The organism is Streptomyces sp. NPDC097617, from assembly GCF_044761485.1.
Lineage (GTDB): Bacteria > Actinomycetota > Actinomycetes > Streptomycetales > Streptomycetaceae > Streptomyces.
The window spans coordinates 39,000-64,050 of the sequence record NZ_JBIWCL010000026.1 but is presented as its reverse complement, the minus strand read 5'-3'; the positions used below and the strand labels follow the sequence as shown (position 1 = coordinate 64,050).

Annotated in this window: 18 protein-coding genes and 1 pseudogene; 13 read left to right on the top strand and 6 right to left on the bottom strand. The window is 70.9% G+C overall.

The features are described 5' to 3' along the window. Window positions 1-62 precede the first annotated feature (62 nt). The 6 genes from ACIQZO_RS32225 to ACIQZO_RS32200 all read left to right on the top strand — a co-directional run bounded on the left by ACIQZO_RS32225 (window position 63) and on the right by ACIQZO_RS32200 (window position 6,689). Window positions 63-1,805 (top strand): ABC transporter substrate-binding protein, encoded by a 1,743-nt coding sequence (locus ACIQZO_RS32225; protein WP_403633025.1) that lies wholly within the window; start codon window positions 63-65, stop codon window positions 1,803-1,805. Window positions 1,806-1,828: 23 nt separating this feature from the next. Next, on the top strand, window positions 1,829-2,800 hold the full coding sequence (locus tag ACIQZO_RS32220) for an ABC transporter permease (protein WP_403633022.1): 972 nt from the start codon (window positions 1,829-1,831) through the stop codon (window positions 2,798-2,800). Beyond that, window positions 2,797-3,783, top strand: coding sequence for an ABC transporter permease (locus tag ACIQZO_RS32215; RefSeq protein ID WP_403633020.1), 987 nt, complete (start codon window positions 2,797-2,799; stop codon window positions 3,781-3,783). The genes ACIQZO_RS32220 and ACIQZO_RS32215 overlap by 4 nt, the downstream gene beginning before the upstream one ends. Continuing rightward, window positions 3,783-4,841 (top strand): ABC transporter ATP-binding protein, encoded by a 1,059-nt coding sequence (locus tag ACIQZO_RS32210; protein WP_403633017.1) that lies wholly within the window; start codon window positions 3,783-3,785, stop codon window positions 4,839-4,841. Before ACIQZO_RS32215 ends, ACIQZO_RS32210 begins: the two co-directional genes overlap by 1 nt. Window positions 4,842-4,945: 104 nt before the next feature. Further along, window positions 4,946-5,881: an ABC transporter ATP-binding protein gene (locus ACIQZO_RS32205; protein ID WP_403633174.1), complete on the top strand. Its 936-nt coding sequence runs from the start codon at window positions 4,946-4,948 to the stop codon at window positions 5,879-5,881. A gap of 118 nt (window positions 5,882-5,999) precedes the next feature. Then, the gene (locus ACIQZO_RS32200; RefSeq protein ID WP_403633014.1) at window positions 6,000-6,689 is read left to right on the top strand and encodes an HAD family hydrolase; all 690 of its coding nucleotides are present in this window, start codon (window positions 6,000-6,002) and stop codon (window positions 6,687-6,689) included. Window positions 6,690-6,755: 66 nt separating this feature from the next. Here ACIQZO_RS32200 and ACIQZO_RS32195 read toward each other — a convergent pair whose 3' ends face one another. Further along, window positions 6,756-8,828, bottom strand: a complete 2,073-nt coding sequence (locus tag ACIQZO_RS32195; protein WP_403633011.1) for a prolyl oligopeptidase family serine peptidase — start codon at window positions 8,826-8,828, stop codon at window positions 6,756-6,758. Window positions 8,829-9,010: 182 nt separating this feature from the next. On the opposite strand from ACIQZO_RS32195, the gene ACIQZO_RS32190 reads away from it, so the two are divergent. Beyond that, window positions 9,011-10,465: an MFS transporter gene (locus tag ACIQZO_RS32190; protein ID WP_403633171.1), complete on the top strand. Its 1,455-nt coding sequence runs from the start codon at window positions 9,011-9,013 to the stop codon at window positions 10,463-10,465. Window positions 10,466-10,523: 58 nt separating this feature from the next. On the opposite strand, the gene ACIQZO_RS32185 is transcribed toward ACIQZO_RS32190, so the two are convergent. Together ACIQZO_RS32185 and ACIQZO_RS32180 are read right to left on the bottom strand one after the other, a co-directional pair. Continuing rightward, window positions 10,524-11,027: an FBP domain-containing protein gene (locus tag ACIQZO_RS32185; RefSeq protein WP_403633008.1), complete on the bottom strand. Its 504-nt coding sequence runs from the start codon at window positions 11,025-11,027 to the stop codon at window positions 10,524-10,526. Between the two features lie 14 nt (window positions 11,028-11,041). Further along, the gene (locus tag ACIQZO_RS32180) at window positions 11,042-12,526 is read right to left on the bottom strand and encodes a cytochrome P450 (RefSeq protein ID WP_403633005.1); all 1,485 of its coding nucleotides are present in this window, start codon (window positions 12,524-12,526) and stop codon (window positions 11,042-11,044) included. Between the two features lie 180 nt (window positions 12,527-12,706). On the opposite strand from ACIQZO_RS32180, the pseudogene ACIQZO_RS32175 reads away from it, so the two are divergent. Then, window positions 12,707-13,174 (top strand): annotated as a pseudogene (locus ACIQZO_RS32175) (class II glutamine amidotransferase); the annotation flags it as partial. A gap of 37 nt (window positions 13,175-13,211) precedes the next feature. On the opposite strand, the gene ACIQZO_RS32170 reads toward ACIQZO_RS32175, so the two are convergent. Both ACIQZO_RS32170 and ACIQZO_RS32165 read right to left on the bottom strand, forming a co-directional pair. Beyond that, on the bottom strand, window positions 13,212-14,741 hold the full coding sequence (locus tag ACIQZO_RS32170) for a UDP-N-acetylglucosamine 1-carboxyvinyltransferase (protein WP_030386102.1): 1,530 nt from the start codon (window positions 14,739-14,741) through the stop codon (window positions 13,212-13,214). Between the two features lie 70 nt (window positions 14,742-14,811). Beyond that, window positions 14,812-15,297, bottom strand: a complete 486-nt coding sequence (locus ACIQZO_RS32165; protein WP_403633002.1) for a MarR family winged helix-turn-helix transcriptional regulator — start codon at window positions 15,295-15,297, stop codon at window positions 14,812-14,814. Window positions 15,298-15,393: 96 nt separating this feature from the next. Here ACIQZO_RS32165 and ACIQZO_RS32160 point away from each other — a divergent pair, with 96 nt between their 5' ends. After that, window positions 15,394-16,272 (top strand): haloalkane dehalogenase, encoded by an 879-nt coding sequence (locus ACIQZO_RS32160; RefSeq protein ID WP_403632999.1) that lies wholly within the window; start codon window positions 15,394-15,396, stop codon window positions 16,270-16,272. A 20-nt stretch (window positions 16,273-16,292) separates the two neighbouring features. Here ACIQZO_RS32160 and ACIQZO_RS32155 read toward each other — a convergent pair whose 3' ends face one another. Further along, the gene (locus tag ACIQZO_RS32155; RefSeq protein ID WP_403632996.1) at window positions 16,293-18,224 is read right to left on the bottom strand and encodes an amidohydrolase; all 1,932 of its coding nucleotides are present in this window, start codon (window positions 18,222-18,224) and stop codon (window positions 16,293-16,295) included. Window positions 18,225-18,316: 92 nt separating this feature from the next. On the opposite strand from ACIQZO_RS32155, the gene ACIQZO_RS32150 reads away from it, so the two are divergent. The 4 genes from ACIQZO_RS32150 to ACIQZO_RS32135 all read left to right on the top strand — a co-directional run bounded on the left by ACIQZO_RS32150 (window position 18,317) and on the right by ACIQZO_RS32135 (window position 25,050). After that, window positions 18,317-19,450 (top strand): LacI family DNA-binding transcriptional regulator, encoded by a 1,134-nt coding sequence (locus ACIQZO_RS32150; RefSeq protein WP_403632994.1) that lies wholly within the window; start codon window positions 18,317-18,319, stop codon window positions 19,448-19,450. Between the two features lie 155 nt (window positions 19,451-19,605). Next, the gene (acnA, locus tag ACIQZO_RS32145) at window positions 19,606-22,320 is read left to right on the top strand and encodes an aconitate hydratase AcnA (protein WP_403632991.1); all 2,715 of its coding nucleotides are present in this window, start codon (window positions 19,606-19,608) and stop codon (window positions 22,318-22,320) included. Between the two features lie 305 nt (window positions 22,321-22,625). Continuing rightward, window positions 22,626-24,056: an N-acetylglucosamine/diacetylchitobiose ABC transporter substrate-binding protein gene (gene ngcE / locus ACIQZO_RS32140; RefSeq protein WP_403632989.1), complete on the top strand. Its 1,431-nt coding sequence runs from the start codon at window positions 22,626-22,628 to the stop codon at window positions 24,054-24,056. Between the two features lie 49 nt (window positions 24,057-24,105). Next, entirely contained in the window at window positions 24,106-25,050 is a 945-nt protein-coding gene (locus ACIQZO_RS32135; protein WP_403632987.1) for a carbohydrate ABC transporter permease, read from the top strand. Window position 25,051 lies beyond the last annotated feature (1 nt).

Genomic DNA, 25,051 nt, shown 5'->3' with positions numbered 1-25,051 from the left:
GCAATTTCACATTACTATGTTACCGGTCACATCCTAGAGCGCGGCCCTTTCCTGGAGTGACCATGACCAAGCGCACCCAACTCGTCCTCGCCACCGCCCTGGTGGCAGCTCTCGCGCTCGGCGCCTCGGGCTGCTCCGACACCCAGAAGGGCTCGGCCGGCGCCGGCGGTGCCAATCCCGCCGCCGCCAACGACGGCAAGATCCTCGGCGGCACCCCGGTCAAGGGCGGCACCCTCACCGTCCTGTCCAACCAGGACTTCGCCCACCTCGACCCCGCCCGCAACTGGGTCATGCCGACCATGGACTTCGGTACCCGGCTCCTCTACCGCACGCTCGTCACCTTCAAGGCCGAGCCCGGCAAGGCCGGCAGCGAACTGGTCCCCGACCTCGCCACCGACCTCGGCACCCCCTCCAACGGCGGCCGCACCTGGACCTTCACCCTCAAGGAGGGCGTGAAGTACGAGGACGGCAGCCCGGTCAGGGCCCAGGACGTCAAGTACAACGTCGAGCGCTCCTTCAGCCCCGACCTCACCGGCGGCCCCGACTACGCCGCCCAGTACCTGGCCGGGACCGAGGGATACAAGGGCCCGCTCCAGGGACAGCACCTGGACTCCGTCAAGACGCCCGACGACCGCACGATCGTCTTCGAACTGAAGCGTCCGGTGGCCGAGTTCTCCGCGACCGCCACCCTGCCGACCTTCGCCCCCGTGCCCCAGTCCCAGGAGAAGGGCACCCAGTACGACGCCCGCCCCTTCTCCTCCGGCCCGTACAAGATCGAGTCGTACGACCGGGACAAGAAGCTGGTCCTGGTCCGCAACGAGCACTGGGACCCGGGCACCGACACCGTCCGCAAGGCCTACCCCGACAGGTTCGTGGTCGTCATGGGCCTCAAGGGCGGCCAGATCGACGACCGGATCATCGCCGGCGAGGGCGTCGACGCCTCCACCGTCCAGTACGCCGACATGCGCCCCGAGAGCGCCCCCAAGGTGCTGCCCAAGCCGGAGGTCAAGGCCCGGCTGCTCGCCGAGTCCCAGGGCTGCACGGAGATGCTCCACCTGAACAACTCCCGTGCCCCCTTCAACGACCCGAAGGTTCGCGAGGCCATGCAGTACGCCGTCGACAAGGAAGCCGTCGTCACCGCGGGCGGCGGTCCGGCCCTCAACGAGGTGGCCACCGCCTACCTCCCCCCGGCCCTCTCCGGCGGCAAGCAGGCCGACGTCCTGAAGATCGCCCCGGCCGGCGACCCGGACCGGGCCAAGGAACTCCTCAAGGCCGCCGGCAAGGAGAGCCTGAAGGTGTCCCTCTCCGTCTCCACCGGCGACAAGGGCAAGGCCGAGGCCATCCAGCAGGGCCTGTCCCGCGCCGGCATCGAGGTCGTCATCGACACCGTCGACCCGGGCGCCTACTACGACGTCATCGGCGACCTCTCCACCACCCCGGACATGACCCTCACCGGCTGGTGCCCCGACTACCCCTCCGGCTCCACCTGGATCCCGTTCGTCTTCGACGGACGCACCATCAAGGAGAAGGGCAACCAGGGCAACTACAGCCAGTTCCGCGACGAGGCGACCATCAAGCGCATCGACGAGATCAACGCCATGGCCGACGCCAAGGAGGCCAACCAGGCCTGGATCGACCTCGACGCCGCCCTGATCGCCAAGTCCCCGAACGTCCCGCTGCTCCTGGAGCGCAAGCCGCTCCTGGTCGGCACCAACATCGCCGGTGCCTTCGGCCACCCCGTGTGGACCGGCACCATCGACTACGGGACCGTCGGCCTCAAGGACCCCGCGAAGAGCCAGGGCTGAGGAAGCCGGAGGCCCGCGACACCATGACCACCACCGCCCCGGTCCCCGGCCCCGCCCCGGCCCCCGAAGCCGCCGCGGCCCGGACCACGGCAGCGCCCGGCAGCAGTCCCTGGCAGCTCGCCCGGCAGGAACTCCGCAGCCGCCCCGCCGTCCGAGTCAGCCTCTGCGTCGTCCTCCTCTTCGTCCTGATGGCCGTCACCGCCCCCTGGCTGGGGGCCCTCGGCGGCTGGTCGCCGAACGAGTTCGACAAGACCGCCGTCGACCCCTACCTCGGGGGCCAGCCGCTCGGCGCCCTCGGCGGGATCAGCCCCGAGCACTGGCTCGGAGTCGAACCCGTCACCGGCCGCGACCTGTTCGCCCGCGTCATCCACGGCGCGCAGGTCTCCCTCCTGATCGCCTTCGCCGCCACCGCCATCGTGGTGGTCGCCGGCACCGCCGCCGGGATCGCCGCCGGCTACTTCGGCGGCCGCACCGACACGATCCTGTCCCGGCTCATGGACCTGACCATGTCCTTCCCCTCGTTGATCTTCATGATCGCGATGCTGTCCGTGGCCAAGGACGTGAACCGGATCGCCTTGATGACCTCCGTCATCGGGGTCTTCGGCTGGCCCGGCGTCGCCCGCGTGGTCCGCGGCCAGACCCTCTCCCTCAAACACCGCGAGTACGTCGACGCCGCCCGCGTGGGCGGCTCCGGCCCCTGGCGGATCCTGACCCGCGACGTCCTGCCGGGCGTCTCGGGCCCCGTCATCGCCTACACCACCCTGCTGATCCCCGGAATGATCAGCACCGAGGCCGCCCTCAGCTACCTCGGCGTCGGCGTCCGCCCGCCCACCCCGTCCTGGGGCCAGATGATCGCCGAGTCCGTGGCCTACTACGAGACCGACCCCATGTACTTCGTCATCCCCAGCATCTTCCTCTTCCTCGCCGTGCTCGCCTTCACCCTGCTCGGCGACGCCCTGCGCGACATCCTCGACCCGAGGGGCGGCCGCAGTTGATCCTCTACCTCGCCCGCCGGCTGCTCGCCCTCGCCGGCGTGCTCCTCGCCATCGCCGCCGTCACCTTCCTCATCTTCTACGTGCTGCCCGCCGACCCGGCCGCGGCCGCCTGCGGCAAGACCTGCAGCGCCGAACGCCTGGCCGACGTACGGACCTACCTGGGCCTCGACCAGCCCCTGTGGCGCCAGTTCGGCGACTTCCTGACCGGCATCTTCACCGGCCGCACCCTCGGCACCGGCCAGTACGCCGTCCAGTGCGACTTCCCCTGCCTGGGCTACAGCTACGAGAACTCGCTGCCCGTGTGGGACCTGCTGATGGACCGGCTCCCGGTCTCCGCCTCGCTCGCCTTCGGCGCCGCCGCGCTGTGGCTGGTCCTCGGCCTCGGCGCCGGGGTCACCGCCGCCCTGCACAAGGACACCGCCACCGACAAGACCCTGATGGTCGGCGCCGTCGCCGCCGCCTCGCTGCCCGTCTACTTCACCTCCGTGATGCTCATCCACGGGGTCATCCGCATCGCCGGCCTGCTGCCCTACCCCACCTACCGGGCGTTCACCGACAACCCGCTCGCCTGGGCCTCGAACCTGGCGCTGCCCTGGATCGCGCTCGCCCTGCTCTATGCCGCCATGTACGCCCGCCAGAGCCGCGGCTCGATGATCGAGGCGATGGCCGAGCCGTACATCCGCACCGCCCGCGCCAAGGGCATGCCCGAGCGCACGGTCGTCGTCAAACACGGGCTGCGCTCCGGGATGACCCCGATCCTCACCATCTTCGGCATGGACCTCGGCGGACTGCTCGCCGGAGCCGTCATCACCGAGTCCATCTTCGGACTCCCGGGCATCGGGCGGCTGTTCTACGGCGCCCTGGTCAACTCCGACCAGCCCGTGGTCCTCGGGGTCACCCTCCTCGCCGCCTTCTTCATCGTCGTCGCCAACCTCCTCGTCGACCTCCTGTACGCCGTCATCGACCCGAGAGTGAGGTACTGATGGCCGCCGCCGCGCTCCTCGAAGTACGCGATCTGCGCGTCACGTTCACCACCGGGCGGGGGACCGTACGCGCCGTGGACTCGATCGGCTTCACCGTCGAGGCCGGCCGCACCCTCGGCATCGTCGGCGAGTCCGGTTCCGGCAAGTCCGTCACCTCGCTCGCCGTCATGGGCCTGCACCGCGGCCCGGTCGAGGTCAGTGGCTCCGTGGCGCTGGCCGGACGGGAGCTGACCGGGCTCCCGGAACGGGAACTGTCCAAGGTCCGCGGCCGCCGGATGGCCATGATCTTCCAGGACCCGCTGTCCAGCCTGCACCCCTACTACACGGTCGGCGAGCAGATCGCCGAGCACTTCCGGGTGCACTTCAAGGCCGGCCGGTCCGCCGCCCGCAAACGCGCCGTCGACATGCTCGGCGAGGTCGGCATACCGGAACCGGCCCGCCGTGCGGGGGAGTACCCGCACCAGTTCTCCGGCGGCATGCGCCAGCGCGCGATGATCGCCATGGCCCTGGCCTGCGAGCCCGACCTGCTGATCGCCGACGAGCCGACCACCGCCCTGGACGTCACCGTGCAGGCGCAGATCCTGGAACTGATCGCCCGGCTCCAGCAGGAGCGCGGCCTCGGCGTCGTGATGATCACCCACGACCTGGGTGTCGTCGCCCGCGTCGCCCACGAAGTGCTCGTCATGTACGGCGGCCGGGCCGCCGAACAGGCCCCGGCCGAGGACCTGTTCGCCGACCCCGCCCACCCCTACACGCGCGGCCTGCTCGACTCGCTGCCCCGCCTGGACACCGCAGACGACGTCCCCCTGCCCTTCATCCCCGGCTCCCCGCCCTCCCTGCTCGCTCCCGCCCCCGGCTGCGCCTTCGCCCCGCGCTGTCCCGTGGCCGCCGCCGGCCCGGCCGAACGGATGGCGCGCTGCTCGGGCGAGAGGCCCGAATTCGGCCCGTACGGTGCTTCGGCTCGGCGGGCCGCGTGCCATTTCGCGGGCTCCGCCGCGCTCCCACCGGGCGGCTCCGCGCCCCGGTTCCCTTCGACCGCCCCGGAGGTGTCCCGATGACCGTCGGAGCCGGGTCTTCCACGAACGCCGCAGCCGTGTCCGCAGTGGTGGCCGCCGCCGGGCCGGACACGGCCGTACCGCTGCTGTCCGTACAGGACCTCACCATGACCTTCCCCGGCCGACGATCCGTGACCGGGCGCCGGGGGGCGCCCGTGCGCGCCGTCGACGGGGTCTCCTTCGACCTGGCGGCCGGTCAGACCCTCGGCCTCGTCGGGGAGTCGGGCTGCGGGAAGTCCACCACCGGCCGGATGCTGGTACGGCTGCTGGAACCCACCTCGGGCCGGGTCGCCTTCCAGGGCAAGGACATCAGCCGGCTCTCCCCGTCCGCCATGCGCCCCATGCGCAAGCACATCCAGATGGTCTTCCAGGACCCGCACTCCTCCCTCAACCCGCGCCAGACCGTGGCCCGGATCATCTCCGACCCGCTGCTGGTGCAGGGCTGGAGCGCGGGGGACGCCCGCCGCCGGGCCGCCGAGCTGATGGAGCTCGTCGGCCTGATCCCCGAGCACATCGACCGCTACCCGCACGAGTTCTCCGGCGGCCAGGCCCAGCGCATCGGCATCGCCCGCTCGCTGTCCACGAGCCCCCGGCTGATCGTCGCCGACGAGCCGGTCTCGGCGCTGGACGTCTCCGTACAGGCCCAGATCGTCAACCTGATGGAACGGCTGCGGGCGGAGCTCGGCCTCGCCTACGTGTTCATCGCGCACGACCTGTCGGTGGTCAAGCGGGTCAGCGACCGGGTCGCCGTCATGTACCTCGGCAGGATCGTCGAGATCGGGGACAAGAAGTCCCTCTACGAGAACCCGCAGCACCCGTACACCAGGGCGCTGCTGTCCGCCGTACCGCTGCCCGACCCGGTGGCCGAACGGCGGCGGGAGCGGATCGTGCTGCTCGGCGACCCGCCGAGCCCGGCCGCTCCACCCCCGGGCTGCGCCTTCCACCCGCGCTGCCCCAAGGCCCAGCAGCTCTGCCGCACGGACCGCCCCGTGCTGCGCCCTGCCGCCTCCCGCGAGGTGGCCTGCCACTTCCCGGGGGACTGACGGGACCCACGGGAGGAAGAGGAGGGACCCGGAGCGACACGATCGACCCGGGTCCTTCCGCGTCCGCCGTCCGCCGTCCGCCGTCCGCGGGGCGACGGACCGATGGCATGATCACACCGTGACCGACACACCGGCCCGGCCGGGCTCCGCGCGATACGTCCTCTTCGATGTGGACGGGACGTTGATCGACGCGCTGGCCAACCAGCGTCGCGTCTGGGAGACGTGGGCGACGCGGTACGGACTCGACCCCGTGGCGGTCTACGAGGTGGCGCTGCGGACGCGCCCCCTGGAGACGTTCGCGGCGGTGGCCCCGGAACGGGACCCGCAGGTGTGCCTGGCGGCCTTGCACGCGCTGGAGGACGAGGATGTCCGGACCGGCGACTACACCGCATTCGCCGGTGCGCCGGAGCTCCTGCGCGGCCTGTCCCCGGGGTGCTGGGCACTGGTGACCTCGAACTACGAGCACCGGGTGCGCGCCCGGTTCGCCCGGACCGGACTCCCCCTTCCCGGTCTGGTCGTGGACGCCGCCGCCGTCGACGAGGGCAAGCCCTCGCCCGTTCCCTACCTGCTGGCGGCGGAACGTCTGGGCGCCGCCCCACGGGACTGCCTGGTCATCGAGGACGCGCCGTCCGGCGTCGCGTCCGGGCTGCGGGCCGGCATGACGGTGTGGGGGGTCAACACCGCGTCCCCGGTGGACGGGGTGCACCGCCATTTCGCGAGCCTGCGCGAGGCGGCGTCCGACATCCTCGCCTTCGCGCACGGTGCGCCCGGGGGCGAGACAGCGCGGGCCCGGCACTTCGGTCACTGACCCGCCCGCCCGTGCCGGGCGGCCGGCGCCCACGCAGGGCGCTGCGCCGGCCGCCTCCGTGGTCCGTCAGGCCAGTTCCTTGCGGAAGAACTCCAGTTCCAGCGTCATCAGCTTCTCCCGGGTGCCGCCCGGGGTCATGTGGGTGACGCCGGGCAGTGCCAGGAGCTGGTGCGGGCGGCCCGCGTCCGTCAGCGCTTGCGAGAGGCGCAGGGTGTGCGACGGGTGGACGTTGTCGTCGGCCAGGCCCGTGATCAGCAGCAGGGGGCGGGAGAGCTTCGGGGCGTCGGGGATGAGGGAGTCCCGCTCGTAGACCTCCGGGTGGTCCTGCGGAAGGCCCAGGTACCGCTCGGTGTACGCCGTGTCGTAGTGCCGGAAGTCGGTCGGCGCGGCCCCGGCCGCCGCCGCGTGGAAGACGTCCGGGCGGCGCAGTACGGCCATCGCCGCGAGATAGCCGCCGTACGACCAGCCGCGCACCCCGACCCGGCCGGGGTCGAGGTCGGTGTGGCGGGCGGCGAGCGCGTGCAGCGCCGCGACCTGGTCCTCGAGGGTGACCTCGGAGAAGCCGCGGTACATGGCGTGGGTGAAGGCCGGGGAGACGTGGGAGGTTCCGCGGTTGTCCACGGTCACCACCGCGAAGCCCTGGTCGGCCCACCACTGGCGGGCCTGCCAGCGGCGCGGCTCGGCGACGACGTCCTGCGCGCAGGGGCCGCCGTAGCTGTCCATCAGGATGGGCAGCCGACGGCCGGGGACGTGGTCGCGGGGGAGTACCAGGGCGGTGGGGATGCCGTGCTCGGTGACCCGCTCCAGGAGCGGGACCACGTGGTGGGGCAGCGGCTCCGACAGGTCGGCGGGGGTGAACTCCCGCCCGTCGGGCGTGTGTACGGTGCGCCGTACGCCGTCGGCGTCGGCGCGGGTCAGCAGCAGGGTCCCGGCCGACGCGGACACGCTGTGCACGCCGGGTCCGTCGGCGAGCGGGGTCAGCTTCCCGGTGGCCGGGTCCAGCAGCAGCACCTGCTGCTCGGACGGGTCGCGCAGACCCGCCTCGATCAGCAGCCGGCCCTCGTGGACCCCGGCCACGGCGCGGACCTGGATTCCGTCCCCGGTCAGCGGCTCGCCGTCCAGGGCGAGGGCGCGCGCGGCGCCGCCCGCGGTGTCGGTGGCGGTCAGCATCCGCCCGTCGGCGAGGCGGGCCGGGGTGCCGGGGACCAGCGGGTCCACCCACTGGGGGTGGGTGGTGCGGGACAGCTCCCGGGTGCGGCCGGTGGCCGGGTCGGCGGAGAGCAGCAGGACGTTCTGCTGGAGCCGGTCCTGGACGGTGAGCAGGATCTCGGTCCCGGACTCCCAGCCCGCGTCGGAGACGTACGGATAGGCCCCGGCGTCCCAGTCGACCCGAATCCGCGCCCCGCCCTCGCCGAGCACCCACAGCTGGACGTCGGCGTTGGGCCCGCCCGCCTCGGGGTAGGCGAAGTCCTCGGCCGGCCGTTCGGGGTGCGCCGGGTCGGCGAACCAGCGCCGCTGGAGGGCGGATTCGTCGACGCGGGCGGCCAGCAGGGTGGCTCCGTCCGGGGACCACCAGTGACCCCGGGTACGGCCGAGCTCCTCGGCGGCGGCGAACTCGGCGAGGCCCCACCGGGCCCCGTCGTCGGGGCTGACCCGGCCGCCGGGGGCTACGTACAGCACGTCGTCGGTGACGTACGCGGTGCGCGAGCCGTCGGCGTTCGGCCTCGGGTCCAGCGCGGGTCCGGCGGCCGGGATCTCCTCGGCCGCACCGGCCTTGCCCGCACCGGCCTTGCCCGCGCCGACCTCGAAGAGGCGCCCGTACAGCGCGAAGACGGCGTGCAGGCCATCGCCGGAGAGGGCGTAGGAGCCGATCCCGGCGGCGACGAGCCGGGTCCGCTCGCGCAGCCGGCGCTCGGCCACCGGGAGCGGGCCCGGCTCGGGGCACAGCTCGCGGGGATCGGCGAGCCGGGTCTCGGCGCCGGTGGTGGTGTCGAGCACCCAGAGGCTGTCGAGGGCGTCGGTGGGGCCGGTCGACCGGAGGAACCAGAGCAGGCGGCCTTCGTCCCCGAAGGAGAAGGCGCGCGGGGCGCCGTAGCTGAAGCGGGCCGTGCTCGCGGAGAGCCTGAGGAAGTCATCCATGATCGTAGTGTGACATGTGAAATGTCACCACTACTAGGCTGTTCGAGTGGTGGCCCCGGAGGTGCGGGCTTAGCGTCGAAAGGGTGCACCCGAACCCATCGCCGAGCAGCAACGGGGTCGACGGCAAGGCCCAGGAACGCGGCAACGGACTCGCTCTGTTCGTCATCGCGTCCTGTCAGCTCATGGTGGTTCTCGACATCACGATCGTGAACATCGCGCTGCCGCACATCCAGGCGGCGCTCAACTTCTCGACCGAGAGCCTTTCCTGGGTCGTCAACGCCTACACCCTCGCCTTCGGCGGACTCCTGCTCCTCGGCGGCCGCACCGGTGACATCCTCGGCCGCAAACGCGTCTTCATCTTCGGCGTCCTGCTGTTCGGGATGGCCTCCCTCCTGGGCGGACTGTCCCAGAACGAGGGTCAGTTGATGGCCGCACGCGCCCTCCAGGGCGTCGGCGGCGCCATCGCCTCGCCGACCTCCCTCGCGCTGATCACCACCACCTTCCGCGAAGGCCCCGCCCGCAACCGGGCGTTCGGCGTGTTCGCCGGAGTCTCGGCCGCCGGCGGCGCCATCGGACTCCTCGCGGGCGGCATCCTCGTCGAATGGCTCGACTGGCGCTGGGTGCTCTTCGTCAACGTCCCCATCGCCATCGTGATCGCGCTGCTGGCCTGGAAGGTCCTGCACGAGTCCCAACGCCACCCCGGACACTTCGACTTCGCGGGCGCGCTGCTGTCCACCGTGGGCATGGTCTCGCTCGTCTACGGCTTCATCCGGGCCTCCCAGGAGGGCTGGCGCGACCCGGTGACCCTCGGCTCCTTCGGCGCCGCCGTGGTCCTGCTGACCCTGTTCATCCTCAATGAGCGCCGCTCGCCCCAGCCGATCACCCCGCTGCACATGTTCGCCGACCGCAACCGGGCCGGGACCTACGGGATCATGCTCATGCTCGCCTGCGCGATCTTCGGCATGTTCTTCTTCCTCACCCTCTTCGTGCAGATCGTGCTGGGTTTCAGCCCGATCCAGGCCGGCCTCGCCTTCCTGCCGGTCAGTGCCGTGATCGCCGTGGGCGCCGCGATCACCGCGAAACTGCTGCCGAAGTTCGGCCCCAAGCCCTTCATGGTCACGGGCGCGCTGTCCTCGGCGGCCGGACTCGCCTGGCTGACTCAGATCGACGTCGACTCGACGTACCTCGGCAGCATCCTGGGCCCGATGCTGCTCTTCGCCCTCGGCATGGGCCTGCAGTTCGTCTCGCTGACGCTGATGGCCCTGTCCAACGTCACCGACCGGGAGTCGGGTGCCGCGTCCGGTCTGCTGAACACGATGCAGCAGGTGGGCGGCTCGCTCGGCCTGTCGATCCTGGTGACCGTCTACGGCACGGCGAGCCGCAACGAGGCCAAGGAGCAGGTGCCCGCCTTCCTCAGCACCGCGAGCCCCGTGCAGAAGGCGTTCTTCCAGCGCACCGGGCAGCTCCCGAAGCCGTGGGGCGACCAGGTCCTCACCTCGGGCATCAGCTCGGCCTTCGTCGTGGCCTCCCTGTTCACCCTGGTCGGCGCGCTGATCGCGCTGTTCGTCATCCAGGTCCGGCCCTCGGACCTCGCACGCCTCCAGGGCAACCACAAGCCGGCGGCCGACCGTACGTAGCGGCGGCCGCGGGCCTTGCGTGGGGCGCGGCCGTCGGCCGTATGCGGGCCGTGGTCGGTCAGGCCGTGGTGACGCGGGCCACGAAGGCGTCCAGGTTGTCGGACATGCGGGCGAGCCGCTCGTCCAGCGTCAGGGACTCCTCGTAGCGCCCGGCACGCAGCTTCGGCTGCCGCTTGCCGCGTACGTACAGCGGGCAGGCGAGGTCCGCGCAGATGTAGGTGCCGACCGTATTGCCCTCACGGCCGCGCGCACCCGCCAGCGGGGCGGCGAGCAGGGTGACCCCGGAGGAGGCGTGCCCCGTCAGGCAGATCTGGCACAGGCTGGACTTCACCGCGCTGGTGCGGCCGACGGACGGTACGCGCAGCGAGATCCCCAGCGGGCCGTCCTCCCGGGGCAGCACGAGGTGCGCGCGCAGGGGCGCTCCCGGGTCCACCCACCCCAGGAAGTCCAGGTCCTCCCAGGGCAGTTCGGTGAAGTCGAGTGGCAGGCGCAGCCGCGCCGCCTCGCCCTTGGTGCAGTTCACGAAGGATGAGCGGATCTGTTTCTCGGTGAGTGGTTCCACGGGCATCGACCCTATTACCTGCTCTGACCTGCCCGCATCCCCATATCCGGGCAGCGCGGGCCCGGAGGTGCGGTGGCCTGGCCCGCCAGGCGCCGGATCCGGCAGCGCGCCGGGCCGTTCGTGCGCAGGGTGATCCCGGCGCCGACCGGGATCTCGGTGTCCACGGCCTCGAACGTGTAGGCGCGCAGGATCATCGCCAGCGCGATCACCGACTCCAGCATCGAGAAGTGCTGCCCGATGCAGGCGCGCGGACCCCCGCCGAACGGGAACCACGCGTAGCGCGGCCGCCCCGCCTCCGCCTCGGGCGTGAAGCGCTCGGGGTCGAAGCGGTCCGGGTCCGGCCAGTACGCGGGGTGGCGGTGGGTCACCCACGGCGCCACGATCACGTCCGCGCCCGCGGGGACGGTGTACTCCCCGATCCGGGTGGCGGCGACGGCCTTGCGGCCGATGACCGGAGCGGCCGGGTAGAGCCGCATGGCCTCCTTGAGTACCTGGGTGAGGTACGGGAGCCGGTCCAGGTCGGCGGCTCCGGGCGTACGGTCGCCCAGCACGCGGGAGATCTCCTCGCGGGCCCGGTCCTGCTCGTCGGGGTGGCGGGACAGCAGGTGCAGGGCGAAGCAGAGAGATGTGGCCGTCGTCTCGTGCCCGGCGAGCAGGAAGATCAGCACCTGGTCGCGCAACTCGGTGGCGTCGAACTCCCCGTCGTCCGAGCTCCTGGCGGCGGCGAGCAGCGACAGCAGGTCCTGACCCGCCGCCGCCGCCGCGGCCGCGGGCGCTGACCCGGTGCCCGTCCCCGGGGTCCGCCGCCGCTGCGCGATGATCGTGTCGCAGACCCCGTACAGCTCGTCCATCGCGGCGGCCGCCCGCCGGTTGCCGGGCGTGGGCCAGTTGCGCGGGACGTTGGCGGGGGAGTAGCCGCGGCGCAGCACGTAGTCGGTGATCACCGGAAAGCACTCGGCCACGACATCGGCGGTGGCCTCGACATCGGTGCCGAAGAGGATGCGGGCGACGGCCCGCAGGGCGAGGTGCGTCATTTCGTCGGAGACGTCGACGACGCCGCCCGGGGCCTCGTCCCAGGCGGTGATGACCGATCGGGTCTCGGCGGCGATCGCCTCGGCGTAGCCGTCCACGCGGCGCCGGGTGAACAGCGGCTGCACGAGCCGCCGCTGACGCAGGTAGTCCTCGTCCTGACTGGTCAGCAGCCCGTTGCCGAAGGACTCCCGGACCTCCTGGTAGAAGTGGTTGTCCTTGCGGAAGCGGGCGGCGTCGGTGGCGAGCACCTGCTGGGCGCCGGCGGGGGAGAAGACGCAGTACAACTCGGCGCGCATCCCGGGCGGACCGGCCGTGATCCGTACCAGGTCGCCGTGCCGGTGCTGCGCCCGCAGATAGGTGCCGAGGGAGTCGGACTTCAGGTCGAACAGCGACCCGAGCAACGGCGCACCGGCCAGCCCGGGCACTTCCGTCCCGGTATCCGCGCCGGAGTTCGTTCCCAAGCCCATGGCCGCCCCTTCGTCCTACGGAATCCCGATTCTGCCGCGCCCGCGCCGCATCTGGCGAGGGCAAGCGCCCCATCGGGCCGAACAGTGGCCTGATCGCGGTCCGGCCTGGCGTGGCGATCACCAGAGGGTGACCCCACAACGGACAGGGCTACCGTGCGTTGCACCCCGAGGTGATGACTCATGTGTCGATGGCTCGCGTATTCGGGAACTCCCCTCCTGCTCGAAACCATCCTCTACAAACCCGCCCACTCACTGATCGACCAGAGCCTGCACTCCAGGATGGGCGTGGAGACGACGAACGGCGACGGCTTCGGCGTCGGCTGGTACACCGAGGAGCCGACGGGAAGCCCGGCGATGCTCCGCGAGATCGGCCCCGCCTGGAACAACCGCAACCTGCGCGAGATCGCCGACCACGTCCGCTCCCCGCTGTTCTTCGCCCACATCCGGGCCTCGACGGGCACGGCGGTGCAGCAGACGAACTGTCACCCCTTCCGGCACGGCCGCTGGATGTTCATGCACAACGGGTCCATCGCCGAGTTCCACCGCATGCGGCGGGATCTCACCCTGCTGATCGACCCCGCGCTGTACCCGAACGTGGAGGGGACCACCGACTCCGAGGTGATGTTCCACCTGGCGCTCACCTACGGCCCTGGCGGGTCAGCCGGATTTCCCCTCGGCCCGTTGCCTAGATGTCGCGGAAGATCTCGATCTGGGCGCCCACCGAGTTGAGGCGTTCGGCCAGTTCCTCGTAGCCGCGGTTGATCACGTAGACGTTGCGCAGGACCGAGGTGCCCTCCGCCGCCATCATCGCCAGGAGGACGACCACCGCCGGGCGCAGGGCCGGCGGGCACATCATCTCCGCCGCGCGCCAGCGGGTGGGGCCCTCCACCAGGACACGGTGGGGGTCCAGGAGTTGGAGGCGGCCGCCGAGGCGGTTCAGGTCCGTCAGGTAGATGGCCCGGTTGTCGTACACCCAGTCGTGGATCAGGGTCTGGCCCTGGGCCACGGCGGCGATGGCCGCGAAGAAGGGGACGTTGTCGATGTTCAGTCCGGGGAACGGCATCGGGTGGATCTTGTCGATCGGGGCTTCGAGCTTCGACGGGCGGACCGTGAGGTCGACCAGGCGGGTCCGGCCGTTGTCCGCGTTGTACTCCGCCGAGCGGTCGTGGTCCAGGCCCATCTCCTCCAGGACCGCGAGCTCGATCTCCATGAACTCGATCGGCACCCGGCGGATGGTGAGCTCCGACTCCGTGACCACCGCGGCCGCGAGCAGGCTCATCGCCTCGACCGGGTCCTCGGAGGGGGAGTAGTCCACGTCCACGTCGATGCTCGGGACGCCGTGCACGGTGAGCGTGGTGGTGCCGACGCCCTCGACCCGTACGCCCAGGGCCTCCAGGAAGAAGCACAGGTCCTGGACCATGTAGTTGGAGGAGGCGTTGCGGATGACGGTGACGCCGTCGTGCCGGGCGGCGGCCAGCAGGGCGTTCTCCGTGACGGTGTCCCCGCGCTCGGTCAGCACGATCGGGCGGTCCGGGGAGATGCCGGGGACGACCTTCGCGTGGTAGATGCCCTCGGTCGCGGTGATGTCCAGGCCGAAGCGGCGCAGGGCGATCATGTGCGGCTCGATGGTGCGGGTGCCGAGGTCGCAGCCGCCCGCGTAGGGCAGTCGGAAGGTCTCCATCCGGTGCAGCAGCGGGCCCAGGAACATGATGATGCTCCGGGTCCGGCGGGCCGCGTCCGCGTCCATGGCCTCCATGTCGAGGCGGGCCGGCGGGATCAGCTCCAGGTCCACGCCGTCGTTGATCCAGCGGGTGCGGACGCCGATGGAGTTGAGGACCTCCAGGAGGCGGTAGACCTCCTCGATGCGGGCCACCCGCCTCAGCACCGTACGGCCCTTGTTGAGCAGGGAGGCGCACAGCAGGGCGACGCACGCGTTCTTGCTCGTCTTGACGTCGATGGCGCCGGACAGGCGGCGGCCGCCGACCACGCGCAGGTGCATCGGGCCGGCGTAGCCCAGGGAGACGATCTCGCTGTCGAGTGCCTCACCGATGCGGGCGATCATCTCAAGGCTGATGTTCTGGTTGCCGCGCTCGATCCGGTTCACGGCGCTCTGGCTGGTGCCCAGGGCGTCCGCGAGTTGACTCTGCGTCCAGCCCCGGTGTTGCCGGGCGTCACGGATGAGCTTGCCGATGCGTACGAGGTAGTCGTCTGCCATGGGGGCACGCTATCTCAGATATGAGATGACCTTCGCGTTGGGTGTGGTAAATGGGTGTATTGCCCGGGTCTTACCGGCCGTCAGGTCCCATGACAGGGTCTCCGTACGTGTGATGCTCGACGATCCGGCCCAGTAGGCGGGTGAGCTGCTCCCTTTCCTGGGCGGTCAGCGGCGCCAGGAGTTCCGCCTGGGCCGCATCGAGGATTTGTTCCAGTTTGCGAAGTCGCCGCCGGCCGTGCGCCGTGAGGGTGACGACATTGCGCCTGCGGTCCCCGGGGTCGGGGGTCCGCTCGACGAGTTCGCGTTCCGCGAGTTCGTTGATGACGGCGACCAGGTCGCTGCGATGGATGCCGGTACGGGTGCTGAGCGCGGCCTGGCTCGCCGGGCCGGAGTCCTCGAGGGCGACCAGGGCCGCGTAGTGCCATGTGCGGGCGTCCGCCTCGCTCAGTGCCTCGGTCACGAGCCGCTGCGCGCGCGTGGAGGCCTGTCCGAGCAGTCGGCTGGGCAGCTCGCGCAGCCGTGCGGGGACGGGGGTCCCGTTCTCTTCCGTGGTCATGGGGTGATCGTACCCATTGTGTTAGTGGCACTAACGATATAACTTCGTTCGTGTCACCAACGTTAGCCACCCGAACGATTAAGGAAGGGGCTTCCCGTGCCCACGATCGACGTACTCGACTCGACGATGTACTACGAGGACCTCGGCGACGGCGCCGCCCACGGCGTTCCGTTCGTCTTCCTGCACGGCAACCCGACCTCCTCCCACCTCTGGCGCGGCGTCCTGCCCCGCATCGCCGGCGGGGTCCGCGTCCTCGCCCCGGACCTCATCGGCATGGGCCGCTCCGGAAAGCCGGGCGGGGAGTACCGCTTCGCCGACCACGCCCGCTACCTGGACGCCTGGTTCGACGCCCTCGGGCTCGACGAGGTGGTCCTGGTCGGCCAGGACTGGGGCGGCGCGCTCGCCTTCGACCGGGCCGCCCGCCGTCCCGGGCGGGTCCGCGGCATCGCCTTCATGGAGACGATCGTGCGACCGCTGAGCTGGGCGCAGTACCCGCCCGCCGTGCGTGCCCGGTTCGAGGCGATACGTACCCCGGGCGTGGGGGAGGAGATGGTCCTGGAGCAGAACATCTTCATCGAGGACAGCATCGGGCAGACCGTGCTCAACCCCATGAGCGAGGCCGACCGCGCCGTCTACGCCGCCCCCTACCCGACCCGCGAGAGCCGGCTGCCCATGCTGCGGTGGGCCCGCTCGCTGCCGGTCGACGGCGATCCGGCCGACGTGCTCGCCGCCGTGCAGATGTACGACGCCTGGCTGTCGGACAGCCCGCGGGTGCCCAAGCTCCTGCTCACCTTCGACGGCTCGCCCGCCCTGATGATCGGCCCCGACACGGTCGCCTGGTGCGAGGAGAACGTCTCCGCGCTGGAGACCCAGTACTGCGGCCCGGCCGCCCACCTCTGCCCCGAGGACCGGCCCGAGGAGATCGCCGCCGCCGTCAACGCCTGGGCCGCCCGCCACGCTCTCGCGGCGGGCTGACCCCGGCAGCGGCGGCCCGGTCAGTGCTTGCAGGCGTGGTGGCGCCCACCTGCGTGCACCGCCGCGTACGAGGCCGGCCGCGGGCCCGCGGCGGCCGCGCCGGCCACCCGCGCCGAGGCCGCCCTCCCCGACGCGGAGTCCGCGTCGTGCACCACACGGCCGCCGACCAGGGTCATCCGTACCCCCGTTCCGCTGATGTCGGCTACCGGGCAGCGCCGCACATCGCGGTCGAGCACGACCAGGTCCGCCGCCCTGCCCGGCTCCACCGTCCCCGTCAGCCCGTCCTGGCGCAGCTGCCACGCCGTCCCCGAGGTGTGCATCCGCAGCACCGTGTCCCGGCTCAGCCCCTCCAGTTCGCGGTACAGGGGGCCCGCCCCGAAGGCCCCCTGGCGGTCGATCGCCGTCCGCAGCTGGTTCCACACCTGAAGGGCGTCCACCGGCCAGTCGGACCCGCCCGCGAGCCGCGCCCCCGCCTTCTCCAGACTCCGCGCCGGGTACATCCACCGGTGCCGTTCGGGTCCGATGTACGGAAGCAGCGCCTCCATCGTCCAGGTGTCCTCGGCCGCCCACTGGAGCTGCATGCACGCCGCGACCCCCAACTGCGCGAAGCGCCGCAGGTCCGCCGGGTCCACGAGTTGCAGGTGCGCCACGGCGTTGCGGGTGTCCCGCCGGCCCGTCACCCGGCCGGCGTACGCGTACCCGTCCAGGGCGGTGCGCACCGCGCGGTCGCCGAGTCCGTGCGCGTGCATCTGCCAGCCCGCCTGGTTGAAGGCGGCGGTGAGCCGGCCGTAGTCCGCCGCCGAGGTGTAGAGCTCACCCCGGTTGCCGGTCGGCGCGCCCTTCCCGTCGAGGTACGGCTTCAGCAGCGCGGCGGTCTGCGCCGGGTACTCGATGACCCCGTCCAGGAAGACCTTGATCATCCCGAACCGGAGCCCCCGCACCCCCTCGAACTCCCTCCGCAGCCCCCGCGCGTAGGCCAGCGAGCCCGCCGGGTCCTTGGTCTGCTCCGCCTCCAGGCGGATGGCCGGCACGATCCGCTGCGGCAGCTTCCCCGCCGCCGAGAGGGCCTGGTACAGCTCCAGCTCGTGCCGCCCCACCAGCGCGTCCATCATCGTGGTGACCCCGGAGGCGGCCGCCAGCTCCAGCACCTTCGCGCACGCCGCGACCAGGTCGGCCCGGCCGGGCTCCGGTATGTGCCGCCGTACCAGGCCCTGGGCGTCGTCCTTGAGGACGCCCGTCGGCCGCCCGTCCGCGCCCTTCACCACCTTGCCGCCGACCGGGTCGGGCGTGGCCGGCGTGATCCCGGCGATGTCCAGGGCCCGCTGATTGGCCCACAGGTTGTGCCCGTCGCCGCCGACGAGGGCGATCGGCCGCCGGGTCGGGAGCGCGTCCAGCATCGAGTGGTGGGGGTTGGTGCCCACGGGCAGCAGCCCGACCGGGTTCCAGTCCTCGACCACCAGCCAGCGGTCGGGCTCCGCACCCGCGCCGCCCGTTTCGGCGAGGAAGCCGGTCAGGATCTCCAGGAGCTCGGCCGGGGTGGTCTCCGCGCCCTCCAGGGAGGGGGACAGCGAGCGTTCGCCCGCGCCGAGCGGGTGGACGTGGCCGTCGTGGATGCCGCTCATGACCGTGTTGCCGCGGGCGTCGACGACCTCGGTGTCCCGGCCCACGTGCCGGCGCACCGCCGCGTTCGTTCCGGTGGCCAGGATCCGGCCGTCGCGGCCGACCGCGACGGCCTCGACGGGCGCCCGGCCGCCGGTCCCGGTGAACACGGAGGCGTTGCGGATCACCAGGGCCGCCGAACCGCGCCCGGTGGAGGAGGCGGACGCGGGCACCGGGGCGGCTGCGGCCGGGGCGGCTCCCAGCAGGCCGGCCGCGCCGGTCACCCCGGCGACGCCGGCGGCCGCGAGGAGTCCCCGGCGGGAGAGGTGGCGGGAAGGTTGAGGAGACGTCATGCCCACTCCGATCGTTGGTGTGGCCAGGACACTGTTTGATTAACCGCTTAACCAGAAGCCGCCCCCACCGACGAAATCCGTACGATGGCCGCGTGTCAGAGCCCCCGCCCGTGCCCACAGCCACCCCGGTTCCCCCGCCCGCGGCCGCCCCGGTCCCCGCGTCCGGGCCGACGCTCGCCGACATCGCGCGCGCCGCCGAGGTCTCCACCGCGACCGTCTCGCACGCGCTCAACGGCACCGGCCGCCTCGGCGGGTCCACCCGGCGACGGGTCCGCGAGGTGGCGGGCGCGCTCGGCTACGGAGCGCGCCGCGGCCCGCGCACCCGCACCCTCGGCGTGGCCGTGACCACGTACGCGGGGGACGCCTGGGACTTCGTCGGGATCGCCTACTTCTCCCGCCTGCTCACCGCGGCGACCTCGGCCGCGCACGCGCACGGCTACGCCCTGACCACCCTGCCCGCCGACCGGGGCGCCGAGCCGCTGTGGCACACCCTCGCCGTCGACGGGATGCTGCTGCTCGACAGCCCGGCCGACGACCCGGTGCTGCGGGCCCTGCGGGCGCGGGGGCTGCCGGTGGTCTTCGACGGGCGCCCGCCCGACCCCTGGCCGGGGGACGTGTGGGTGGACAACGACCACACCGCCACCACCCGGGAGGTGCTCGACCACCTCGCGGCGTCCGGGGCGCGGCGGATCGCCCTGCACGCCGGTTACGGCCGGGAGTTCTACACCGGGGCCGTCACCTCGGCCTACGAGCAGTGGTGCACGGAACGCGGCCTGGCCCCCCTCCTGGTCCCCTTCGACCCCGAGGACGCGACGGGGCGGGCCTTCGACTCCGCCTTCGCGGGCCCGGACCGGGCGGACGCCGTGTACTGCGTGTACGACCCGGGGGGCCGGCAGGTGCTGGCCGCCGCCGCGCGCCACGGCCTCCGTATCCCCGGCACGTCCGCCGGGAAGGGCGTGGCCGGCATATCCGGCCCCATCGGTCCAGAGATCGTTATATCGGGACAGGGCGGGCTGCTGCTGGTCTGCGCCAGCGAGGATCCGGCGTACGCCGGATGCGAACCCGCCGTGACCACCGTCACCCTGAATCCGGAGCGGATCGCCGCTTCCGCGGTGTCTGTCCTGGTCAACCTGATCGAATCCGGGCATGCGGAATCGCCTGGTCAGCTGACGGTCCCGGCGGGGCTACGGGTGCGCGCCTCGTCCCTCCCCCCGGACATGTACTAGAGTTATCTCGACATCGAGATATCTGCCGAAGGCGTACCGCAGCCGCCCCCGCTGGTAAGGGTTACCTAACTTAGCCCTACCTTAGCGGATTGGCCAAGGGGCGTGGCGGCAGGATTGCGGTAATACGCGCGAATTCATGCATGAAGGAGACTGTCGTGTCGGCGAACAGCTTCGACGCCCGCAGCACGCTGCAGGTGGGCGACGAGTCGTACGAGATCTTCAAGCTGGACAAGGTCGAGGGCTCCGCCCGCCTTCCCTACAGCCTGAAGGTCCTGCTGGAGAACCTGCTTCGCACCGAGGACGGCGCGAACATCACCGCCGACCACATTCGGTCGCTCGGTAACTGGGACTCGCAGGCCCAGCCCAGCGAGGAGATCCAGTTCACGCCGGCCCGCGTGATCATGCAGGACTTCACCGGCGTCCCCTGCGTCGTGGACCTCGCCACGATGCGCGAGGCCGTCAAGGCCCTCGGCGGCGACCCGGCGAAGATCAACCCGCTCTCGCCCGCCGAGATGGTCATCGACCACTCGGTCATCGCCGACAAGTTCGGCACGAAGGACGCCTTCGCGCAGAACGTCGAGCTGGAGTACGGCCGCAACAAGGAGCGCTACCAGTTCCTGCGCTGGGGCCAGACCGCCTTCGACGACTTCAAGGTCGTCCCCCCGGGCACCGGCATCGTCCACCAGGTCAACATCGAGCACCTGGCCCGCACGGTCATGGTCCGGGGTGGTCAGGCGTACCCCGACACCCTCGTCGGCACCGACTCGCACACCACCATGGTCAACGGCCTCGGCGTGCTCGGCTGGGGCGTCGGCGGCATCGAGGCCGAGGCCGCGATGCTCGGCCAGCCGGTCTCCATGCTCATCCCGCGCGTCGTCGGCTTCAAGCTGACCGGCGAGCTGCCGGCCGGCACCACCGCCACCGACCTCGTGCTGACCATCACCGAGATGCTGCGCAAGCACGGTGTCGTCGGCAAGTTCGTCGAGTTCTACGGTCAGGGCGTCGCCGCCACCTCCCTCGCGAACCGCGCCACCATCGGCAACATGTCGCCGGAGTTCGGCTCCACCGCCGCGGTCTTCCCGATCGACGACGAGACCCTGAAGTACCTGCGCCTGACCGGCCGCGACGCCCAGCAGGTCGCCCTCGTCGAGGCGTACGCCAAGGCCCAGGGCCTGTGGCTGGACCCGGCCGCCGAGCCGGACTTCTCCGAGAAGCTGGAGCTCGACCTCTCCACGGTCGTCCCCTCCATCGCCGGCCCGAAGCGCCCGCAGGACCGCATCGTCCTCGCCAATGCCGCCGAGCAGTTCGCCGTCGACGTACGCAACTACGTCAGCGACGACGAGGAGGCCGGCAAGGAGTCCTTCCCGGCGTCCGACGCCCCGGCGTCCTCCAACGGTGTGCCCACCAAGCCCACCCCGGTGACCCTGGCCGACGGCACCTCCTTCGAGATCGACCACGGCGCCGTCACCGTCGCCGCGATCACCTCGTGCACCAACACCTCGAACCCCTACGTCATGGTCGCGGCCGCCCTCGTGGCGAAGAAGGCCGTGGAGAAGGGCCTCGCCCGCAAGCCGTGGGTCAAGACCACCCTGGCCCCGGGCTCGAAGGTCGTCACCGACTACTTCGACAAGGCCGGCCTGACCCCGTACCTCGACAAGATGGGCTTCAACCTCGTCGGGTACGGCTGCACCACCTGCATCGGCAACTCGGGTCCGCTGGAGGAGGAGATCTCCAAGGCGATCAACGACGCCGACCTGGCGGTCACCTCGGTCCTCTCGGGCAACCGCAACTTCGAGGGCCGCATCAACCCCGACGTCAAGATGAACTACCTGGCCTCCCCGCCGCTGGTCGTCGCGTACGCCATCGCGGGCTCCATGAAGGTGGACATCACCAAGGACGCCATCGGGATCGACACCGAGGGCAACCCGGTCTTCCTGAAGGACATCTGGCCCTCCGAGGCCGAGGTCAACGACGTCGTGGCGAACGCCATCGGCGAGGACATGTTCAACAAGTCCTACCAGGACGTCTTCGCGGGCGACGCCCAGTGGCAGGCGCTGTCGATCCCGACCGGCAACACCTTCGAGTGGGACCCGCAGTCCACCTACGTGCGCAAGCCCCCTTACTTCGAGGGCATGACCATGGAGACCACCCCGGTCTCCGACATCGCCGGCGCCCGCGTGCTGGCGAAGCTGGGCGACTCGGTCACCACCGACCACATTTCCCCGGCCGGTGCGATCAAGGCCGACACCCCGGCCGGCAAGTACCTCACCGAGCACGGCGTCGAGCGCCGCGACTTCAACTCGTACGGTTCCCGCCGCGGCAACCACGAGGTCATGATCCGCGGTACCTTCGCCAACATCCGCCTGCGCAACCAGATCGCGGCCGGCACCGAAGGCGGTTTCACCCGCGACTTCACCGTCGACGGCGCGCCGGTCGCCTTCATCTACGACGCCTCGCAGAACTACCAGGCCGCCGGCATCCCGCTGGTCATCCTGGCGGGCAAGGAGTACGGTTCCGGCTCGTCCCGCGACTGGGCGGCCAAGGGCACCGCGCTGCTCGGCGTCAAGGCCGTCATCGCCGAGTCCTACGAGCGCATCCACCGCTCCAACCTGATCGGCATGGGCGTCCTGCCGCTGCAGTTCCCGGAGGGTGCCACCGCGGCCTCCCTGGGCCTGACCGGCGAGGAGACCTTCGCCTTCACCGGTGTGGAGGAACTGAACAACGGCACCACCCCGCGCACGGTCAAGGTCACCACCGACACCGGTGTGGAGTTCGACGCGGTCGTCCGCATCGACACGCCGGGCGAGGCGGACTACTACCGCAACGGCGGCATCATGCAGTACGTCCTGCGCAACCTCATCCGGGGTTAAGGGCGCGCCAAGCGGAGCCAGCCTCTGCTGAATCGGCACCATAGGGCCGTATCCCCGTCACGGGGGTACGGCCCTTCCGCATTTTCGTCACGCGGTGCCAGATGACGGACAGGTCTCAACTCGGAAAAGCTGGCGGTCATCCTTGTGCACGATCTTGCTCAGGCGAGCGGAAGTGGACTATACCTGTGCGCGTCCAGGTCGCTCCGTCGGAACGGCCCCGGACCCGGGGAACTGCGGCGTCGTCCGCACGCACGGCAACTGCCGTGATTTCCCGCGTCCTTCACACTCCTGACGAAGGCGAGGACATGAGCATGGCATCCACCGGTGAGGGCCTCGGCCGCCGTGATCTGATCAAGCGCTCTGCGGCACTCGGCCTGATCACCGTGCCGACGATGGGTTTCCTGTCCGCCTGCGCGTCCGGCGGCGGCGAGTCCACCAACGGACCGTCCAAGGCCGCGACGAGCGCGCAGAACCCCTTCGGCGTCTCGAAGGGCAGCAAACTGGACGTCGTCGTCTTCAAGGGCGGGTTCGGTGACGACTACGCGAAGGCCTGGGAGGCCGCCTTCGACAAGAAGTGGGGCACCACCAGCTCCCACCTGGGCACCCAGGAGATCACCGGGAAGCTCCAGACGCGCTTCAACGGCGGAAACCCGCCGGATGTCGTCGACAACTCCGGCGCCCAGAAGATCAAGCTGGACGTGCTCTTCAAGAGCAACCAGCTCGCCGACCTCACCCCGGTGCTCGACGCGCCGTCGCTCGACGACCCGAGCAAGAAGGTCCGCGACCTGCTGATCGAGGGCACCATCGAACAGGGCACCCAGGGCGGCAAGTTCGTCTCGCTGAACTACGTCTACACCGTCTGGGGCTTCTGGTACTCCGGCAAGCTCTTCAAGGAGAAGGGCTGGACGGCGCCCAAGACCTGGGACGAGTTCCTCGCCGTCTGCGCGAAGGCCAAGGAAGCCGGCATCGGCGGCCTCGCGCATCAGGGCAAGTTCCCGTACTACATCAATGTCGTCATCATGGACCTGATCGCCAAGAAGGGCGGTCTGGACGCCATGAAGGCGATCGACAACCTGGATCCCAACGCCTTCGAGGGCAGTGCGGCGGCCCTCGCCGCCGTCGAGGCGGTCTACGAGGTGGTCGAGAAGGACCTACTGCTCCCGGGCACCAACGGCCTGACCCACACCGAGTCCCAGACCGCCTGGAATCAGTACAAGGCGGCCTTCATCCCCTCCGGCTCCTGGCTGGAGAACGAGCAGCTCAAGCAGACGCCCGAAGACTTCGACATGCAGTTCCTGCCGGTCCCGCTGCTGGCCGACAGCAGGCTGCCCTTCGAGGCCATCCGGGCCGGCGCCGGCGAGCCCTTCATCGTTCCGGAGAAGGCGGCCAACAAGGCCGGCGGCCTGGAGTTCATCCGTTCGATGCTGTCCCGCGAATGGTCGACCATGTTCGCCCAGCAGGCGAACTCGCTCACCGTGGTCAAGGACGGCGTGGACCCGGGAGTGAAGCTGCGGCCCGGCACCCAGTCGGCGGTGACGGCCCTCAAGACGGCGGGGACCAACACCTTCAACTACCTTTACCCCGACTGGTACAGCGAGATGGACACGGCGATCCAGGACGCGTCCAATGAGCTGATGGCCAAGCGGATTCAGCCGAAGGAGTGGATCAAGCGGGCCCAGGCTGCGGTAAACAAGGCGGCGCAGGACCCGAACGCCAAGAACAACCGCCGCAGCTGACCACGCGCACCACCGGCACCGGTCACCGGGCACTCCAGGGACGGACACCATGAGCCAAGTAGCCCAGGGCAGGGGACGGGGCGGCTTCATCGCCGGCTTCCTCCTCGCACCCCTCGCGCTGTACCTGACCTTCGTCATCTGGCCGTACGTACAGACGTTCGGCTATTCCTTCACCAACTGGACCGGCCAGTCGCCGACCTTCGATTTCGTCGGGGTGGACAACTACACGGCCCTGATGAAGGACGAGGTCTTCCGCGGCGCCCTGTGGAACAACCTGCTGCTCCTGGTGTTCGTCCCGACGATCACCATCCTGCTCGCCCTCTTCTTCGCCTTCATGGTGAACGCGGGCGGGCGGGGCGGGGCCGGCGGGGTGCAGGGCGTACGGGGCTCGGGCTTCTACAAGATCGTCTACTTCTTCCCGCAGGTCCTCTCCCTCGCCATCCTCGCGGTGCTCTTCGGCGCCGTGTACCGCACCGACGAGGGCGGCCTCCTCAACGGTGTGCTCATCCGCCTCGGCCTGGTCGACCGGCTGCACCCGGTCGAATGGCTGAACGAGCCACGACTCGTGCTCTGGTGCCTGCTCCTCGTGGTCGTCTGGCACGGCGTCGGCTTCTACCTCGTGCTGTTCTCGGCGGCCATGCAGTCCGTCCCCAAGGACATCTACGAGGCCGCCCTGCTCGACGGGGCCGGGCGCGCCCAGACCTTCTTCAAGGTCACCCTGCCCCTGCTGTGGGACTCTGTGCAGACCTCCGCGGTCTACCTGGGCATCGCCGCGATGGACATGTTCGTCCTGGTGTCGACCATGACCTCGGGCCAGTTCGGTGGCGGCCCCGACCACCACAGCGAGGTCATGGCGACGGTGCTGATGAGGAACTTCCTCTACTTCGGCAAGAGCGGCTACGCCTGTGCCATGGGCGTGGTCATGCTCGTCCTCACCATGATCCTTTCCGTCATCACGCTGCGCGCCACCCGCCGCGAGCGCATCGAGTTCTGAG